Below are 17,951 nucleotides of genomic sequence, written 5' to 3' on the forward strand. Positions count from 1 at the left end.
GTCTCACTCTGGTTGATGTGTGCAAAGGCACACTCAATGTGTAATTTAATTACAGAAAAAATCAACGATATGAGAGCAATATAGCAGTGCTTAAACGATTATGTTGTGATAATTTTGTTAAAATAACAAAAAACCGGATGAAAACGTATGCAATCATCCGGAATTTAACTTTTTAGTAACAATGACCAGCTTTGGCTGATTATTTTTTAATCTTACTTGATGATTTTCCCTACTAGCGCTTCCGCTTCTTTAATCAATTCTTGTAAGTGAGTTTCACCTTTAAAGCTTTCTGCATAAATTTTGTAGATTTGCTCTGTTCCAGAAGGGCGTGCTGCAAACCAACCATTTTCAGTCGAAACCTTTACCCCACCAATAGCGGCATTGTTTCCAGGCGCGTGGGTTTGTACGGCGGTAATGGGTTCTCCAGCTAATGTATCGCTGGTGACTACCGAAGCATCCATAGCCGATAGCTTCTGCTTTTGCTCTAAGGTAGCAGCCACATCTACGCGGTTATAAACCGGCGATGAAAATTGCTCAGTTAATGCCTGATAGTGTTCACCTGGATCTTTCTTAGTAACCGCAAGAATTTCAGCAGCTAACAAACACAAAATAAAGCCGTCTTTATCAGTAGCCCAGGTTTCGCCATCACGTTGTAAGAAAATACCACCGGCACTTTCTTCACCGGCAAAACCAATTTCACTATTAGATAACCCCTCTACGAACCACTTAAAACCTACTGGCATTTCAGCAAGCGGTTTGTTTAAGCTATTCGCCACGCGGTCAATCATGCTGCTTGAAACCAGTGTTTTACCGATTTTAAGTGACGCTGGCCATTGTGGTCTGTGGGTATATAAGTATTGAATTGCCACCGCAAGATAGTGATTAGGGTTCATTAAACCTGCGCTCTTACACACAATACCGTGGCGATCGAAATCTGGGTCGTTGCCCCATGCTAGGTCGAAATCATCTTTTAATTCAATTAATCCCGCCATGGCGAAAGCACTTGAACAGTCCATGCGTAGTTTGCCGTCTTTATCGCGACGCATGAATCCAAATTGAGGGTCGACAGCAGGGTTTACCACCGTAATGTCCAATCCGTACTTTTCAGCAATACGTGACCAATAGCCAATACCTGCACCGCCAAGAGGATCGGTACCTAATTTCAGGCCAGCGTTAGCAATAGCCTGCATATCGATAACCTGAGCTAGGTCATCAATGTAAGGTTCCATGAAATCTTCTTCGCGAACTAAATTTTTGGCTCTTACCGAACGAATATCGATGCGTTTAACGTCTTTATTACCTTCGGCAATAAGCTCATTCGCTCGGTTTTGAATTTTCGTAGTAACGTCGCTATCTGCCGGGCCGCCATGAGGAGGGTTGTATTTAAAGCCTCCATCTTCAGGTGGGTTATGTGATGGGGTTATTACTACCCCGTCAGACTTAGCCGCCGCGCTTTCACGGTTATAACGAATAATAGTGCGGGAAATTACCGGCGTGGGGGTATAGCCCAAACTTTCGTTGTCGCTTCGCTGAATAACCACATCAACACCGTTGGCACTGAGCACTTCAATGGCGGTGATCATGGCAGGTTCAGACAATGCATGGGTATCTTTACCTATAAATAGCGGGCCGGTAATATCTTCTGCTTCACGATATTCAACCAGTGCTTGGCAGATTGCACTAATATGGGTATCGGTAAAAGTATAATTTGACGCCGATCCTCTGTGCCCTGAAGTACCAAAACTTACTGCTTCAGTAGGGGCAGCGGCGTCTGGTTTGTAGCTGTAATATTGGCTAACAAGTTGTGCCACATTAATCAGTTGTTCAGGTGCAGCTGGCTTACCAGCCTGCGGATGTAAAGCCATGAAAAGTCCTTATTTTAAGTTAAGCGTTTATTTGCCCTCTGGGGCGAATCGACTTACTACCGTTTCGACGACATCGGGCTGATACCCTAATGTACGCAAAACTTGTTCCAGCATGTTTACTTTCTTCGCGGTATTGTTGTTGGTGACTACCCAAAATGGGCTATCTGGAATGGCTTTCGGATTAGTACTGCTGCCATTTTCTAACAACGCCTCTTTGCTTGTAGCAAAATAGGTACGATTTTTACCAATAATCGATTTAACATTTTCAAAGGTATCGCTATTTAACTTATGCGCAGCACTTAGAATAAATAAGAACTGGTCGACACGTTTGGTAAATGTTGATAACGCATCTTTAGATACCATACCCACAATATCATCTTTATTGTGATTTTCTATTTCAGTCACCACTGGCGCGGCTACGTCTTTCTTAACAGGCGCTTTGGCAGGGGGTGTTGATTTTGCAGCAGCTGATTTCGTCACTGCCGCTTTGGCAGCCGTTGTTTTAGGTGCCGCTTTAGTCACCGGTTTAGTGGCGGGCTTCGCTTCTACTTTTTGCGCCGAAGCGGCAGCAGTAGTGGCAGTAGCAACCGGTGCTGGCGTCGTTTGTACCGACTCATCAGGTTGGGAGGCATTGCTTGCACCCTTTATTTCACCATCTTCAGGCAATAAAAGCCTACGTAAAATTTCTGATGCGCTTTCGCCTATATGTTTTGTTTGGCTGGCGATAAAGGCATACAAATCATCATCTATTTCAATGCTTTTCATAACTACTTCCTTAACAAGATGCCCCATTATAGACAACCGATACGCACAGCGCAGCACTATTTCTAACCTAGCCCGAAATTCGTTAAAACCAACAGTAAAATGATGCTTTTAAGGTGTTAAATAACCATGCCCATACCTTTGTATGGGAACCAACTGCTATTTCAGTACTTTAGTTGCTACTATCAATGTATAAGGGGTTTAAAAGGTAACGTTTTATCATGCGAAAAGAGATTCAATTAGTGCATGACGCGCTAAGTCAGAAGATTATTGGCAAATCTGAACAGCTAAAACTCGCGGTGACGTGTTTACTTGCTCATGGTCATCTCCTTATTGAAGATTTACCAGGCATGGGTAAAACCACACTTTCTCACGCACTTTCCCATGTATTTGGACTTCAATATTCGCGAATTCAATTTACGTCAGACTTACTCCCATCAGACATGCTTGGCGTGAATGTTTATCAAAGTCACAATGGTGAATTTCAATTTAGGCACGGCCCCATATTTAGCCAAGTTATTCTTGCCGATGAGCTAAACCGAGCAAGCCCTAAAACACAAAGCGCCTTGTTAGAGGCGATGGAAGAACGCCAAGTGAGTATTGATGGCACCACCCACGCGCTACCTTCGCCCTTCTTTGTTATTGGCACTCAAAACCCGGGTTATCAATCTGGCACCTATCCGCTGCCTGAATCACAACTAGACCGCTTTTTTATGCGTATATCACTAGGCTTTCCTAATTGGGAAGCCGAAAAAGCCATGCTGCAGCAATCAACCGACGTTCAGCAGCAGACAGTGTCATGTTTATCGCAGACAGATTTGATCACGATGCAAGATGCGGTTACCCATGTGCACGTTAGCGATGATGTGATTAATTATATATTGCGATTAGTGACAGAGAGTCGCCTACAAGGGCGCTACCCTACCCCATTATCGCCACGGGCTAGCCGAGCTTTGTTGCAGGCAGCCAAAGCTTGGGCTTATATGCACGATAGAGTCTTTGTTACTCCAGATGATGTGCAAGCTATTTTCATTGCCGTTACAGAGCATAGGCTTAGTGCAAATACCCATGAACATACGGGCCCGTCATTAAGTCAGCACTTGTTGGATAGTATCGATCCGCTGGCGGCGTAATCCATGTTTAAAAAGGTATTACACAAGCCTTGGCTTGCTTGGCTAGATAAACGTATTCCGCCTAATCCTTCACATGCACTGAATATGCGTTCGGTGTTTATTTTACCAAGCCGTTTTGGCTGGGGATTTATCGTGATGTGTATGTGCTTGTTTCTATTAGGCACTAACTATCAAAATAACCTCATGTTGTTATTAAGCTATTTGTTACTTAGCGTAATGTTACTGACGTTGTTTTACAGCTATCAAAATTTTGCGGCTATTGCCCTTAGTGTGTCGCCTCCAAAATCCGTTTTTGCCAATACGTCAGCACACCTTACTCTCGATCGGGTTAAGCACTCCAACTACCAAACCAAACCTGAAGGTTTATTGCAGATCCAGTGGCTTCAATTCCCGAAGCTCAAAGATACAACCTCAATAACCTTTGATATTGGTAATCAAGAACAACGACTGACTATTCCGTTGTTACTTCATACTAGAGGTGAGCACAAACTACCCCGTATAACGTTAAAAAGTGCCTACCCCTTCGGGTTATATAATTGCTGGACTCACCTAGATTTCGACGTAAAGGTTATGGCATATCCAGAGCCTAAAGCTGGGAAACTTGGTGAAGTGGTTCACCACACGCAAGACACTGCTGGAAGCAAAGAAGATGAGCGACAAGGTAATGAGGACTTTTTTGCCCTTACCGATTTCATTGAAGGCGAACCATTAAATCGGGTAGCGTGGAAACAGGTCGCTAAAACGGGAAACTGGGTGGTAAAGCAGTTTAGTGAACACAGAAGTGATGACGTGTATTTGAGCTTACCGACTAACATTCCACTAGAAGAAGGATTAAGTGCATTAACCCAAAAAATAGTGTCGATGCAATCGCAAGGTGTGCACTATGGTTTAAAACTAGGTAGTACAACTTTTACGCCCAATAATTCTATTGCACACATGCATCAATGCTTAAGTGCACTGGCGACTTACCCCAACACACCTTTTGCGGTCAGCCATGCTTCTGCCACTCCAGCTGCCGCGCCCTCGGCCACATTGGCAGCCCAAGTCGCAGATAATAGCGTCTCGAAAGGCTTTAGCAAATGAACAATAAAGCAAATATGCTGCTAGCCACCTGCTTTATGGTATTAACGCTTAGCCTTCTTACCCCATTACTAACTTGGGTGGTATTGCTCGCCATATGCGCGGTTATTATGCAAAGCGCATTGTATTTTAGGTGGCAAGAATATAACCCAAGTAGCCGCACCGTAAATTTGTTAGCGGTACTGTCCTTAATAGCGCTAGGTTGGTTCGGTTTTTCTATTGGTTTACTCAATAGCATGATTAATCTTTTAGTCATCGCCTGCTCATTGAAGCTTATGCTGCTTTCAAGAACAAAAGATTTTTTACAGCTTTTCTGCTCCTGCATATTTCTTGTGGGCTGCGGTTTTATTTTTGCGTTAGGTATAGAGGCATGGGTAGGTTATGTTGCGGTAATTGTTCTTTTGTTTACTGCATTATCATTGGTATACGCCCCCGCTAGAAGCTTTAGGGTGTCTATGCGTAAATCGGCGATAATACTGCTGCAAGCATTTCCTTTGGCTGCACTGTTATTTGTAGTTATGCCGCAGCTTCCACCTTTATGGCAAATGCCGACGTCTAAATCGAATGAAACGGGTTTATCAGACTCGGTCACGCCAGGAGATATTGCTTCACTGGCGAGATCGTCCGATTTAGCTTTCACTGCAACCTTTGAGCAAAGCCCGCCTTTGGCCGAACAGCGATATTGGCGCGCCATGACGATGGAAGCCTTTGATGGTAAAACGTGGACAATTAGCCCAAGACGAAAACAAGCTGAAGCACAGCTTAAAACCATGGGTCGAAGTCTTGCGGCGCCCTCACCTAATGGATCACTAACACCCTCAGAAAACTATCAGTTGATTGTAGAGCCAAACAATCAGCGCTGGCTTTATTCTCTTGATGTGTCGGCTGAAAACACAGATTTAGACAACCCTGAGATGTGGCGTCAGTTTAATTATGCATTACGAGCAGCACGTCCAATTGTAGGTAAGCGAGCGTTCTATTTAAGCTACTTTCCAGATACACCACTTGTCAGTGAGATATATGATTTTGATTATCAGCTTAATATTCAATACCCAATAGACAGTAATCTACGTACTCAAGCGTGGGTAAAGCAGCTAACGGCAAATGCAAAAAGCGAGCAAAGTATTGCCGAAGATATTTTACGTCACTTTAAAACCGGTGGGTTTAGTTACACCCTACAACCTAACGCTATGCCGAACTCGCCTATAGACACCTTTATGTTTGAAGCAAAGGCAGGATTTTGTGCCCACTATGCCAGCGCCATGGTGTTTGCCCTTCGGGTTGCGGGTATTCCTGCTCGTATGGTGACAGGTTATCAAGGTGGTGAGTTATTAAGTGATAACGTAATACAAGTTCGCCAATATGATGCCCACGCTTGGGTAGAAGCGTTAATAGACGGCGTTTGGGTGTCGTACGATCCTACCAGTATGGTGGCACCATCACGCATTACCTTTGGGTTAGAACAAGCGTTAGCCGATTTTAACGAAACCCGAAATGAAGGCATGTTTAAAGACTTAGGTTCTGCTGAACTATTTTTATCTATCAGAGGGTGGTTTCGCCAACTGGATTATCAGTGGAGTAGACTAGTACTGGGTTTTGATAATCAAACACAAACTGATTTATTAAAAAAGCTTCTTGGCGATTTAACCTCTCAAAAAATGACGCTCTTCTTTTTAAGCGTACTTGGAATAGTGAGTATTTTTTTGCTGGTGTTGTTCTTCCCTGTTAGAAGAAGGTCGACCCTGCCTAAACATCAACGCATTTATTTAAACGCCGTTGAGTTGGTGTCGAATTTCACTGAGATAGCGAGAAAGAATAAAGGAAGCACTGCCTACTTCAAACAAGTGAAACCTTTTTTACCAGTACATGCAGCGTCGCTATTTGGCACGCTTACTCAAGATTTTGAACATGCACAATATCAAGGTGCCACAGACGGAGGTCGCGATGGCCAAAAGCAAAAAGAACGTACTATGGCAGATACACTTGCTGCGTTACAAAAAGACTTAAAACGAACAAAAGCTAATTAACGCAGTGTATTGGTTCACTATAGTGCCCGCTTTAGTGCCCACTATAGTGAACAGTGAAAAATGCGGAAGTACATTTTGGTTTAATATCCACCAATTCAGTGCATCTTAGCACTTTACTTGCACCATTGTGGTTTGAAGCTGATCATTTCAGTAATACATTAGCTTAACTGAATAATATTAAGATATTGATTTTATACAATTTTAAATAAAATCGCCTTTTTGGCACTATTCTCGCTAATCATTTAATAGTACGAGTCGGTTTATAAACTGGCTAACACAATCTATCGAATTGGATAAAGACGTCCACAACCTTCTTTGGAAACAGGGAATGGTGTGGACGTTTTTTTTTGTTCGTTTGTTCTATCGATGAAAGCAGTGATGTGGCTCGTTATTTTAAATATAAATTACAAATCAGGGTGATTAATTATGGCTTATTTACTTCCCGCCGAGTTTGCTACGAAAATGGTAGATGCCGGTGAATCTAAAATCTACATGTCTACACGCGATACACTTATTCGTGCGTTTATGGCTGGTGCAATATTAGCGCTAGCCGCCGTATTCGCCATTACTATTGCCGTACAAACAGGCATCTTCTTGCTGGGTGCGGTATTGTTCCCGGTCGGCTTTTGTATGCTGTATTTAATGGGATTCGATCTGCTAACCGGCGTATTTGTACTTACTCCACTTGCGTGGCTTGCTAAGCGTCCCGGTGTTACCCCTAAACAAATTTTACGTAACTGGGGTCTAGTGTTTTTAGGTAACTTTGGTGGTGCACTAACTGTTGCCTTTATGATGTCTTTCATTTTCACCATGGGTTACAACGTAGATGGTGGCGCTATTGCTGCTAAAGTGGCTAGCATTGGTGAAGCAAGAACATTAGGTTACGCCGAACATGGTACTGCAGGTTGGTTTACCATTTTTATTCGCGGCATGCTATGTAACTGGATGGTATCGCTAGGTGTAGTTGGCGCTATGATCTCTACTCATGTAAGTGGAAAAGTACTGGCCATGTGGATGCCTATTATGCTGTTCTTTTTCATGGGCTTCGAGCACTCTGTTGTTAACATGTTCTTATTCCCATTCGGTCTTATCATGGGTGGTGAATTCTCTATCATGGATTACTTCGTATGGAACGAAATTCCAACAGCCCTTGGTAACCTAGTGGGTGGTTTAGCGTTTACTGGTTTAACTATCTACAGTACACACGTTAAAACTGCACCTAAGCGTAAAATCGCTGTTGCTGAAAAAGCACCAGCTAAAGTCGCTGCAGTATAATTTATTAAGCCCGATACGCTTCCTCTGTATCGGGCTTTTTTCTTATGCAGATACAGTCTTTATCACTTCACTATAGCGAATGTAGCAGCGCTGGCGTTAAGCCTATAAATCAAGACGCTTGCGATGCATTTATTCCCGCTAACACTAGCCCAGCATTAACATTAAAAGGCGCCGCCTTTGCGCTTGCCGATGGCATAAGTAGCAGTACTGTTAGCCAAATAGCCAGTGATTTAGCGATTAAAGATTTTATAAAACAATACTTTTGTACCCCTGAAACTTGGGGAGTAGCGCAAAGCGCTAAAACTGTTATACAAAGTATTAATGCCTCTTTATATACCAAAACCCAGCAAAGCCCTTTTTGCTATACCCCTGATAAGGGCTATGTATGCACTTTTTCAGCGGTTATCGTTAAAGGCGATACGGCACATATATTCCATGTGGGTGATGCTAGAGTGTGTTTGTACACTGATGAAAAGCTGCAAATACTTACCCAATCTCATCGAGTGAACCACTCACAATACGAATCTTACCTCGCTAACGCACTGGGCGTGCATGCTAATGTCGACATCGATTACCTTACGGTACCGTTAAAAGCAGGCGACACCCTTATTCTAATGACAGATGGCGTTTATGAGTATGTTTCTTCCCTCGCGATTGCTTCACTGATATCGACGGTGCACGCATCTGAGAATGACGCTTCTGTTCATGACAATTCTATTCAAAACAGTTCAATTCAAAAAAATCCTACTCGGAACAAGAAGGGCACACCTCTCGCGCAGCGCCTGGTAGATTTGGCGCTAGGAAACGACAGCGATGACAATGTTTCTTGCCAATGTATAACGGTAGCGAGCGTGGGCGATGGCAAGTTCTTAACACCGGAATATGCGGTTGATGAAACGTCACTTCCTATTATTAAGCAGTTAACTGTAGGGGAGATAATAGATGGCTACCGCATTGAACGACAGCTATACCAATCGGCTAGAAGCCATGTTTTCTTAGCGTGGGATGAAAATACCAAAGCACATATCGTTATTAAAATACCGTCTACTGAACTGGCACAAGACAGCCACTACCTTGAGCACTTTGCATTAGAAGAATGGCTAGCACGGCGAATTAAATCTAACCACGTGATTAATGTACCTGCCCGTACGAAGCCGCCTTCATGTATGTATACCATTAGCGAATATATTGAGGGGCAGAACTTAACGCAGTGGCTAACCGACAACCCTAAGCCAGATGTTGAAAAAGTACGAAGTATTATTGAGCAGGTAGCCCAAGGTTTAATGGCTATGCATCGAGAAGGGCTGCTTCATCAAGATATTCGCCCTGAAAACATCATGATTGAAGCGTCAGGTAACTGCAAAATAATAGATTTAGGTTCGGCACGTGTTGCAGGTATTAGTGACGCATTATTTGAACATGAAAGTGACATTATGGGCACGGCAGCGTATGTTGCCCCTGAATATTTCCTAGGCGATAATGGCTGTGATCAATCTGACCTTTATTCCCTTGCCGTTCTAACCTATTACTTACTCAGCGACCGTTTTCCCTATGGAACACAGGTGGCCAAAACCCGTACCGTTGCAGCGCAGCACAAACTCAAATACCAATCGGTACTTGATGATAGACGCCCCATCCCCGCATGGATAGATGCAACGTTGAAGCGCGCGTTACAGCCTAACCCTGAAAAGCGTTTTACCAGCTTATCTGAGTTTACCTATCATCTTCGCCAGCCTAGCCCCGCTTTTCTTAATCGCGTGACAGCCCCGTTAATACAACGTCATCCGCTCAAATTTTGGCAAGGATTATCCCTGCTGTTAGTTATTAGCAATTTAGTTACCTTCTTACTGCTTTTTGGCAGTCACTAATTACAATTAATAACCTGTATCACTGAAAAAGGAAATGCAATGATTACCAATCGAACTCAAGTTACCGACATGATCCAGTCTTCAAAAATTTCTAAAGGCATTAAATGGAGTGAGATTGCCCACGCTGTTGGGCAGTCAAAAGAATGGAGTACCGCTGCGTGCCTAGGCCAAATGGCCATGACTAAAGCGCAAGCCACTGCCGTGGGCGAAATGCTTGAATTAAGTGATGAAGCCATTGCTTGGTTACAAATTGCGCCTTACAAAGGTTCGTTGCCTACCGAAGTGCCCACCGATCCGCTTATCTACCGCTGGTACGAATTAGTCAGTGTTTACGGTACAACACTAAAAGAACTTATTCACGAAGAATTTGGTGACGGCATTATGAGCGCTATTGATTTTTCAATGGACTTGCAGCGCGAGAACGACCCGAAAGGTGACCGCGTAAGTGTGGTGATGTCTGGAAAGTTCCTACCGTACAAGATGTATTAATTAGCCAACGCACTATCTGAAGTAGTCCAAACAGGTATAAGTGCTTAGTTACAAAAAAGCCCGTTAGATAAATCTAACGGGCTTTTATATTTTTAAAAGCATTAATAAGCGCTAGCGCTTATCGAGCAGCCAATTACTTAGCTGCTTTACGTGCTTTAGCTTCTTCCATTACTTTGTCAGCTACGTTTTGTGGACAAGCTGCGTAGTGTGAGAACTCCATAGAGAACTGACCACGACCAGATGTCATTGTACGTAGTGAACCGATGTAACCGAACATTTCTGATAACGGAACGTCTGCTTTAATGCGAACGCCAGTTAAACCAGCTTCTTGGTCGCTTAGCATACCACGACGACGGTTAAGGTCACCAATTACGTCACCAACGTGATCTTCCGGCGTGAATACGTCAACTTTCATGATTGGCTCAAGAAGTTGTGCACCCGCTTTAGGAATAGATTGACGGAAAGCGCCTTTAGCAGCAATTTCGAACGCGATTGCAGATGAATCTACTGCGTGGAAACCACCATCAAAAAGTTCAACTTCAACGTCTAGTACTGGGAAGCCAGCTAGAACACCTTCGCCCATCATTGACTTAAAGCCTTTCTCTACTGCAGGCCAGAATTCTTTCGGTACGTTACCACCAACAACAGATGATGTGAACGTAAAGCCAGAACCAGCTTCGCCAGGCTTGATGCGGTAGTCGATTTTACCGAACTGACCAGAACCACCAGATTGTTTCTTATGCGTGTAGCTATCTTCAATTTCTTGAGTGATAGTTTCACGGTAAGCAACTTGAGGTTGACCAACAATAAGGTCTACACCGTAAGTACGCTTAAGAATATCTACTTTGATGTCTAAGTGAAGCTCACCCATACCTTTAAGGATGGTTTCGCCTGAATCTTCATCAGTTTCAACTTGGAAAGAAGGATCTTCTGCAATCATTTTACCGATAGCGATACCCATCTTCTCGTTTCCGCCTTTATCTTTAGGCTGAACAGCAATCGAGATTACTGGAGTTGGGAAAACCATTGGCTCAAGTGTTACTGGATCTTTCGGATCACATAATGTGTGACCAGTTTGTACGTTCTTCATGCCTACGATAGCAATGATGTCACCCGCTTGCGCGCTAGATAACTCAATACGTTCGTCAGCTTGCATCTCAACCATACGGCCAACACGCTCAGTTTTACCAGTGAATGAGTTAAGGATGGTGTCACCCTTATTCAATTTACCAGAATAGATACGTACGAATGTTAGTGCACCGAAACGGTCATCCATGATCTTAAATGCTAACGCTTTAAACGTTTCATCAGCAGATACGATTGCATGTTCACCATTTTCGTTACCTTCTTCGTCCATTAGAGGCTGAGGATCAACTTCTGTAGGAGACGGTAAGTAATCAACAACAGCGTCAAGTACTAGTTGAACACCTTTGTTTTTGAATGCAGAACCACAGAACGTAGGGAAGAAAGCAAGGTCACGTGTACCTTTACGGATACAACGCTTGATGTCTTCAACCGAAGGTGTTTCACCTTCCATGTACGCTTCCATTAGGTCATCGTCTTGCTCTACAGCAGTTTCGATAAGCATTTCATGGTATTCATCAACTTTGTCTACCATGTCTGCAGGAATATCTTTGATTTCGTAGTTTTCAGGAAGACCAGTGTCGTCCCAAACGTATGCTTGTTTAGTCAATACGTCTACTACACCTACGAAGTCATCTTCGATACCAATTGGCAACGTCATGATTAGAGGTACAGCACCAAGTACTTTACGTACTTGCTCAGTTACACGGTAAAAATCAGCACCCATACGGTCTAATTTGTTTACGAATATAATACGTGCAACTTCTGATTCGTTAGCATAACGCCAGTTAGTTTCTGATTGCGGTTCAACACCACCAGAACCACAGAATACACCGATACCGCCGTCTAATACTTTTAATGAACGGTAAACTTCAACTGTAAAGTCAACGTGTCCAGGAGTATCGATAACGTTGAAGCGGTGATCTTTCCAGAAACAGCTTACTGCTGCCGACTGGATAGTAATACCACGCTCAGCTTCTTGTTCCATGAAGTCAGTAGTTGACTCACCGTCGTGTACTTCACCGGTTTTATGGATTTTACCAGTAAGCTTCAAAATACGTTCTGTAGTGGTAGTTTTACCCGCGTCTACGTGGGCGAAAATACCAATGTTTCTGTAAAGGGATAAGTCTGACATTAGTTCACTTTCATTGATTCAGAGTAAAAAAACGGCCGGATTATAAAGGATTTCTGTACAAGAGATACACCTTTATTTAGCACAAACTCTGAAAACGTTTGTGAAAAACCGAGCCACCATTAATTTTTTATTTAAATATCAATAATATAAAAATTTAAGATATTTTTTTAAAAATAACAAAAACACACCTCGTTTCACGAAGTGCGTACAATCGTTACTGTAACTTCATCTCTGTCATGATAGAGATGTCTTACCTTGACAGTGAATGCATCGTCTAACGCATCCAATCTGGTCATTAACGTCGACATGGCCTCTATAACGGTTTCATATCGTCGTTTCATGGGTAGCTTTAAATTAAACACTGCGTGAGTGGCCCAATGTTTTACCAACCAGTCACCCATCAGCTTTGCTACCCGATCGGGTTGCTCTATCATATCACACACAAGTAAATCTACACGACCAAATTGTGGTCTATAAGTAAACCCGTCTGCAGCATGGTGTTCAACAAGCCCTGTGTTCATTAAGCTTTCTGCAATAGCGCCATTATCAATTGCTTCTACGTACATTTCACGTTTCACTAATTGATAGGTCCAGCCACCGGGGCACGCGCCTAAATCAACAGCTCTGCCACCGGCTCTTAACACCAATCGTTGCTCTTCGGCGCTTAACATATTCACCAAGGCGTCTTCCAATTTAAGGGTTGAGCGGCTTGGCGAATCAGAAGGGAACTTTAATCGGCAAATGCCCAAATGGTCACTAGAGCGATAACCAGCCAAACTATAGCCGATATAGCAGGTTTCAAAAGATTCAAAGAAAACATGCAGTTTAGGCTTAGTATCGTTTTCCTTAGGCGATAACCAACCCTTCTTTCTTAATGCCTGACGAAGAGGAACGGTAAACTTCCTACAAAATTTCGCAAGGGTTTTGCCATCTTCCGTATCTGGGTATTCCACGTCGATAGCGCCGAATATACCATGTGCGCCAGTGAGTTCCTCTAGCGATACATCTTCTAGCGCCTCGAGCACTTGCCCTACTCTATCGTCTTTTTCTATTTCATTTAGGGTAGCGAATACCCCAATTAATTGACGAGGGAATATAGACTCACTCACCGCAAATAACGAAAGAGCGTTGCCCAAGCTTGTTTTGTCGTACAAATGGTAATGCACAAAGCCCGTGTTCGATTTTGATACCGGATAGCCAAAGAGTTCTTTTTCGCCATATCGGGTAGCCAATTCATTTGCCGTGTCGTTCTCATAGCCGGGGCGACAATAAGCCAAAATGCTAGTCATTAGATTTTCCCTTACTGGTCTTTCCATTAACGATGGCGATGGCCAATGCTATCCAGCCGATAATAAAACATAGGCCGCCCAAAGGCGTTATGGGGCCAAATAACCCGTTACCGGTTATTGCTAATAAATACAAACTGCCACTGAACAGCGCACAGCCAATTACATAAAGTGCTGCTACCGCATTAAGCCATTTAGGCGAAACGTATGCCGATAAAGCAGGCAGCGCTATAATGGCTAAACCATGATACATCTGGTAGCGAACACCAATTTCAAATGTTGCAAGTGCTGATGGTGACAATATCGCCTTTAGGCCATGAGCACCAAAAGCGCCTAGCATTACCGCGGTAGCCGCCAAAAGGATGCCAGCACAAAGCCAGACTTTATTTAGGCTCTGGCTATCGTTTAGCCCCTTATTAACAAACCCTGCGTTATCTATTGGCTTATTCAAAGCAGCTACCCATGACATTGAGTGAGAGTAAAACCGAAGGTAATTGGTGATTCATTATGTATTTACGCGTGCCTTTATGAAATCAGCGGTCGATTTAGCCGCGCATTCTATATGGGTCTCTAACGTAAAGCCACTTTGCTTTCTAGGTTTAAAACTGTGATCGCCGTCAGTGAGGTAAGAAACCGCAATTGCACTAGATAAAGAATAGGCACTCACCTCATCTTTCGTTCCAAAGGTATCACGCTCGCCTTGCAGTATAAGCAGCGGCTTATTGAGTGCTTCTAAATGGGCGGTTCTGAGCTTTTCTGGCTTACCTGGAGGATGAAATGGATAACCGAATGCTATAGCGCCTATTATTGATTCAGCATCATCAAGCACCATGGTCGCCATTCGTCCTCCCATGGATTTGCCACCAATAAATGTTGGTACGCTAGTTTGGGTTTTAGCCACCTCATCAATAAGCGCAGTAAAGTGTGCGAGTAACTTTTCAGCTTTGTCTGGCGGCCTACGCTTCCCCGTTTCTATCATGGTTTGCATATAGGGAAAGTTAAATAAAACTACTTCAATATTTTGACTAGTTAACTGCGAAGCCATTGCTTGCATAAAATCATGATGCTTACCCGCACCCGCGCCGTGCGCAAAAATAAGACGTGCTATAGGTGCTTTGTTCTTTTCATCGGTATTTACAGGGTGAATTTCAATATCAAACATCGATTGACTCATTATCTGTGTTCGTTTTATTTCTGTGATGCATCACTCTTGCTCTTCTTCTACTAAGCCTAAGATCCATTCTCTGAAAGCAGCAATTTTTCCTAACTCAGCTTGAGATTCTTCGCACACCAAATAAAAGGCATCACGACTTTCTACTTTCTCTTCAAAAGGCATGATTAATCGGCCTGCATCTAATTCCGGTCGAGCAAGCACCGTATTACCTAATGCAATCCCCTGCCCCAACGCGGCCGCTTGCAGAACCAACATAGAGTGACTGAACACTGGACCTTGATTTACATTCACGCCCAATACGCCAACATGTTTGAGCCAGTTTTTCCACGCTGCGCGACTTAAGTCATGAAGCAGCACATGATGACGTAAATCTGCCAGGCTGGTTAATGGCTTAGGACCATTGAAAAGCATTGGGGAACATAAGGGGGTCAAAAACTCACGGTGCAGCTTGTCTGCTTGCAACCCACTCCAGCGGCCTTTGCCGTAGTAAATAGCAACATCTACGTCGTCGTCCAAAAAGCCTTCATCAAAATCTACTGCCTTAATTCTTACGTCTATGTCAGGTTGCGCCACACTAAACTGACTAATTCGAGGCACTAACCATTGGCTAGCAAAACTCGGCGGCATGGCCACAGTTATGGCTCCTTTACTGCCTCTTGCCAGTAACCTTTCTGTGGCTTCTTGTAAGTTTTTAAAGATGTCCTTTAACTCAAGGAAATAGGCTTGGCCTTCTTCTGTCAAAAGCAAGGTTCTGTTACGACGAATGAATAACTTCATCGATAAGAATTCTTCAAGCGCTTTTATTTGATGACTAACCGCAGCTTGCGTAACAAAAAGCTCATCCGCCGCTTTAGTGAAACTCAAATGCCGGGCAGCCGCTTCAAAGGCTTTTAAGGCATTTAGAGGAGGAAGACGTCGATGCATGTTAAGAAATAAACCCTGTGTGACCTACTCATACTATAGTAGCAGCTAACTCATTAGTTTTACTAATGACAACCCATACTTTTACTCGTTTTATTTTTGCGCGAATTTTGGCTACTATTTGCGCGAACTTTGAAAAGAGGTACGAATATCAACTCTTTACAAAGCCTACTTGTTAAACAATTTAACAAGTAGAAACATATTTTTAAATTATTTTTATTAGGTGTGAAAATGAAAAAATTACTACTAGCTAGTGTGTCTGTAATGGCTTTTGCAAGCGCTGCTGCGAATGCTAACGTACAACCAGAAAAGATCAATCTTCAATCATTAATTACTACTGCAATGACCAGCGTAAACATGGCAGACGTATTGCCTGAGAACGACGCTCACATTGTTGTTAAAAAGCAGTCAGTTGCATTATTGGCAGAAGAGACGCAAATCGCGTTGCATAAGAACTTACTTGCCATGGCGAAAGAAAAAAATAAAGAATCTACTGTATTAGTTGCTGAAAGCGAGTAATACACGCCCACACCTGATACGCATGCCGGTGCGACGCACCGGCATTCGCCATCAGACCTGGCCTAGGTATTACTGGTATCTAACGGCTCAAACCCTTTAACCAATTCATCCAACGCTTTCATCTGCGCTAAATATGGCTCAAGTTTTGCCAATGGCAACGCACATGGACCATCACATTTTGCTTCATCCGGATTAGGATGTGCTTCAATAAACAATCCTGCAAGGCCCAACGCCATTCCGCTTCGCGCTAATTGTGCCGCTTGAGCACGACGACCATCTGCTGATGTTGCTCTGCCTCCTGGCATTTGCAGCGCATGGGTAGCATCAAATATTACCGGTGCGTAGGATTTCATTGCATCCATGCCCAGCATATCAACCACCAGATTGTTATATCCAAAGCTACTGCCACGTTCACATAAAATGACTTTATCGTTACCCGCTTCGCCTAATTTAGTAATGATATGACGCATTTCATGAGGCGCTAGAAATTGCGGCTTCTTCACATTAATTACGCTACCGGTTTTAGCCATAGCAACCACCAAATCAGTTTGACGGGCTAAAAACGCTGGAAGTTGGATCACATCTACAACGTCAGCAACAGGTGCGGCTTGATGAGGCTCATGAACATCGGTAATTAATGGCACATTGAAAGTAGATTTAATTTCTTCGAATATACGCAGGCCCTCTTCCATACCTGGACCGCGATAAGACGTTACCGATGAGCGGTTCGCTTTATCAAATGAAGCTTTAAAAACATAAGGAATACCCAACTTTTGGGTAACTTCAACATAATGCTCAGCAATGCGCATGGCAAGATCGCGAGACTCTAATACATTCATTCCGCCAAAAAGCACGAAAGGTAGGTGATTAGCAACTTCTACATCGCCAACACGAATGATCTGTTGAGATTCAGACATAATTAATTCGTTATCCGTTAATTTCTAGAATAAGGGTTGTTTGGTAACCGCTACCATCGCAGTTGTCATCAGTACCACGAGCGCGGCAATGAAAAAAGCCCAGCGGCCCACGGTGGTTTTTGCTTTTTTAAGCGCAAATAAACCAAGCACGATGTAAGCGATAACACCAGCCAACTTGAATGTGAGCCATGCATTTACAATGGGATATTGAGACAAGATCACACATAGCCACACAGCACTGGCTAATAAAATGGTATCAATAATATGAGGAACAATTTTGACCCACTTTTTTGCTAAAATTGAGGCGTCGAATTGTGACCAGATAAAGCGAAAAATAAACAGTAAAATACTTAGTCCGACTGCGGTTAAGTGCAGATGTTTCGCCATCATATACATACAATAATTCCTATCGTTCTT

Annotated in this window: 16 protein-coding genes; 7 read left to right on the forward strand and 9 right to left on the reverse strand. The window is 43.2% G+C overall.

Annotation, left to right across the window (positions count from 1 at the left end):
* Window positions 1–212: 212 nt before the first annotated feature.
* On the reverse strand, window positions 213–1,865 hold the full coding sequence (gene pgm, locus AVL57_RS07650) for a phosphoglucomutase (alpha-D-glucose-1,6-bisphosphate-dependent) (RefSeq protein ID WP_057792653.1): 1,653 nt from the start codon (window positions 1,863–1,865) through the stop codon (window positions 213–215).
* A gap of 27 nt (window positions 1,866–1,892) precedes the next feature.
* Entirely contained in the window at window positions 1,893–2,630 is a 738-nt protein-coding gene (gene seqA / locus AVL57_RS07655; RefSeq protein WP_057792655.1) for a replication initiation negative regulator SeqA, read from the reverse strand.
* 218 nt (window positions 2,631–2,848) lie between these two features.
* Here seqA and AVL57_RS07660 point away from each other — a divergent pair, with 218 nt between their 5' ends.
* The 6 genes from AVL57_RS07660 (at window position 2,849) to cynS (ending at window position 10,499) form a co-directional block, all read left to right on the forward strand.
* On the forward strand, window positions 2,849–3,760 hold the full coding sequence (locus tag AVL57_RS07660) for an AAA family ATPase (protein ID WP_057792657.1): 912 nt from the start codon (window positions 2,849–2,851) through the stop codon (window positions 3,758–3,760).
* A gap of 3 nt (window positions 3,761–3,763) precedes the next feature.
* Window positions 3,764–4,843 carry a DUF58 domain-containing protein gene (locus AVL57_RS07665; protein ID WP_057792658.1) on the forward strand — a complete coding sequence of 360 codons (1,080 nt, stop codon included), beginning with the start codon at window positions 3,764–3,766 and terminating at the stop codon, window positions 4,841–4,843.
* Window positions 4,840–6,867 (forward strand): transglutaminase TgpA family protein, encoded by a 2,028-nt coding sequence (locus AVL57_RS07670; RefSeq protein WP_057792660.1) that lies wholly within the window; start codon window positions 4,840–4,842, stop codon window positions 6,865–6,867. The genes AVL57_RS07665 and AVL57_RS07670 overlap by 4 nt, the downstream gene beginning before the upstream one ends.
* 426 nt (window positions 6,868–7,293) lie before the next feature.
* The gene (locus AVL57_RS07675) at window positions 7,294–8,142 is read left to right on the forward strand and encodes a formate/nitrite transporter family protein (RefSeq protein WP_057792662.1); all 849 of its coding nucleotides are present in this window, start codon (window positions 7,294–7,296) and stop codon (window positions 8,140–8,142) included.
* Window positions 8,143–8,186: 44 nt separating this feature from the next.
* Window positions 8,187–10,010 (forward strand): bifunctional protein-serine/threonine kinase/phosphatase, encoded by a 1,824-nt coding sequence (locus AVL57_RS07680; protein WP_057792664.1) that lies wholly within the window; start codon window positions 8,187–8,189, stop codon window positions 10,008–10,010.
* A 39-nt stretch (window positions 10,011–10,049) separates the two neighbouring features.
* Window positions 10,050–10,499: a cyanase gene (gene cynS, locus AVL57_RS07685; RefSeq protein ID WP_057792666.1), complete on the forward strand. Its 450-nt coding sequence runs from the start codon at window positions 10,050–10,052 to the stop codon at window positions 10,497–10,499.
* A gap of 133 nt (window positions 10,500–10,632) precedes the next feature.
* Here the strand turns inward: cynS and fusA are convergent, their stop codons facing one another.
* The 5 genes from fusA to AVL57_RS07710 all read right to left on the reverse strand — a co-directional run bounded on the left by fusA (window position 10,633) and on the right by AVL57_RS07710 (window position 16,101).
* The gene (gene fusA / locus AVL57_RS07690; RefSeq protein ID WP_057792668.1) at window positions 10,633–12,717 is read right to left on the reverse strand and encodes an elongation factor G; all 2,085 of its coding nucleotides are present in this window, start codon (window positions 12,715–12,717) and stop codon (window positions 10,633–10,635) included.
* 194 nt (window positions 12,718–12,911) lie between these two features.
* The gene (gene rlmM, locus AVL57_RS07695) at window positions 12,912–14,006 is read right to left on the reverse strand and encodes a 23S rRNA (cytidine(2498)-2'-O)-methyltransferase RlmM (protein ID WP_057792670.1); all 1,095 of its coding nucleotides are present in this window, start codon (window positions 14,004–14,006) and stop codon (window positions 12,912–12,914) included.
* Window positions 13,999–14,343, reverse strand: coding sequence for a DUF423 domain-containing protein (locus AVL57_RS07700; RefSeq protein ID WP_057796232.1), 345 nt, complete (start codon window positions 14,341–14,343; stop codon window positions 13,999–14,001). Before AVL57_RS07700 ends, rlmM begins: the two co-directional genes overlap by 8 nt.
* A 165-nt stretch (window positions 14,344–14,508) precedes the next feature.
* Window positions 14,509–15,177 carry an alpha/beta family hydrolase gene (locus tag AVL57_RS07705; RefSeq protein ID WP_376738713.1) on the reverse strand — a complete coding sequence of 223 codons (669 nt, stop codon included), beginning with the start codon at window positions 15,175–15,177 and terminating at the stop codon, window positions 14,509–14,511.
* Between the two features lie 30 nt (window positions 15,178–15,207).
* Window positions 15,208–16,101, reverse strand: a complete 894-nt coding sequence (locus AVL57_RS07710) for a transcriptional regulator GcvA (protein ID WP_057792672.1) — start codon at window positions 16,099–16,101, stop codon at window positions 15,208–15,210.
* A 228-nt stretch (window positions 16,102–16,329) separates the two neighbouring features.
* Here AVL57_RS07710 and AVL57_RS07715 point away from each other — a divergent pair, with 228 nt between their 5' ends.
* Entirely contained in the window at window positions 16,330–16,617 is a 288-nt protein-coding gene (locus AVL57_RS07715) for a hypothetical protein (protein ID WP_057792674.1), read from the forward strand.
* A 62-nt stretch (window positions 16,618–16,679) separates the two neighbouring features.
* Here AVL57_RS07715 and kdsA read toward each other — a convergent pair whose 3' ends face one another.
* On the reverse strand, window positions 16,680–17,534 hold the full coding sequence (gene kdsA, locus AVL57_RS07720; RefSeq protein ID WP_057792676.1) for a 3-deoxy-8-phosphooctulonate synthase: 855 nt from the start codon (window positions 17,532–17,534) through the stop codon (window positions 16,680–16,682).
* A gap of 24 nt (window positions 17,535–17,558) precedes the next feature.
* Complete coding sequence (locus tag AVL57_RS07725; RefSeq protein ID WP_057792678.1) at window positions 17,559–17,930, reverse strand: SirB2 family protein; 372 nt, start codon at window positions 17,928–17,930, stop codon at window positions 17,559–17,561.
* Window positions 17,931–17,951 lie beyond the last annotated feature (21 nt).

The organism is Alteromonas stellipolaris (assembly GCF_001562115.1).
GTDB classification, from domain to species: domain Bacteria; phylum Pseudomonadota; class Gammaproteobacteria; order Enterobacterales; family Alteromonadaceae; genus Alteromonas; species Alteromonas stellipolaris.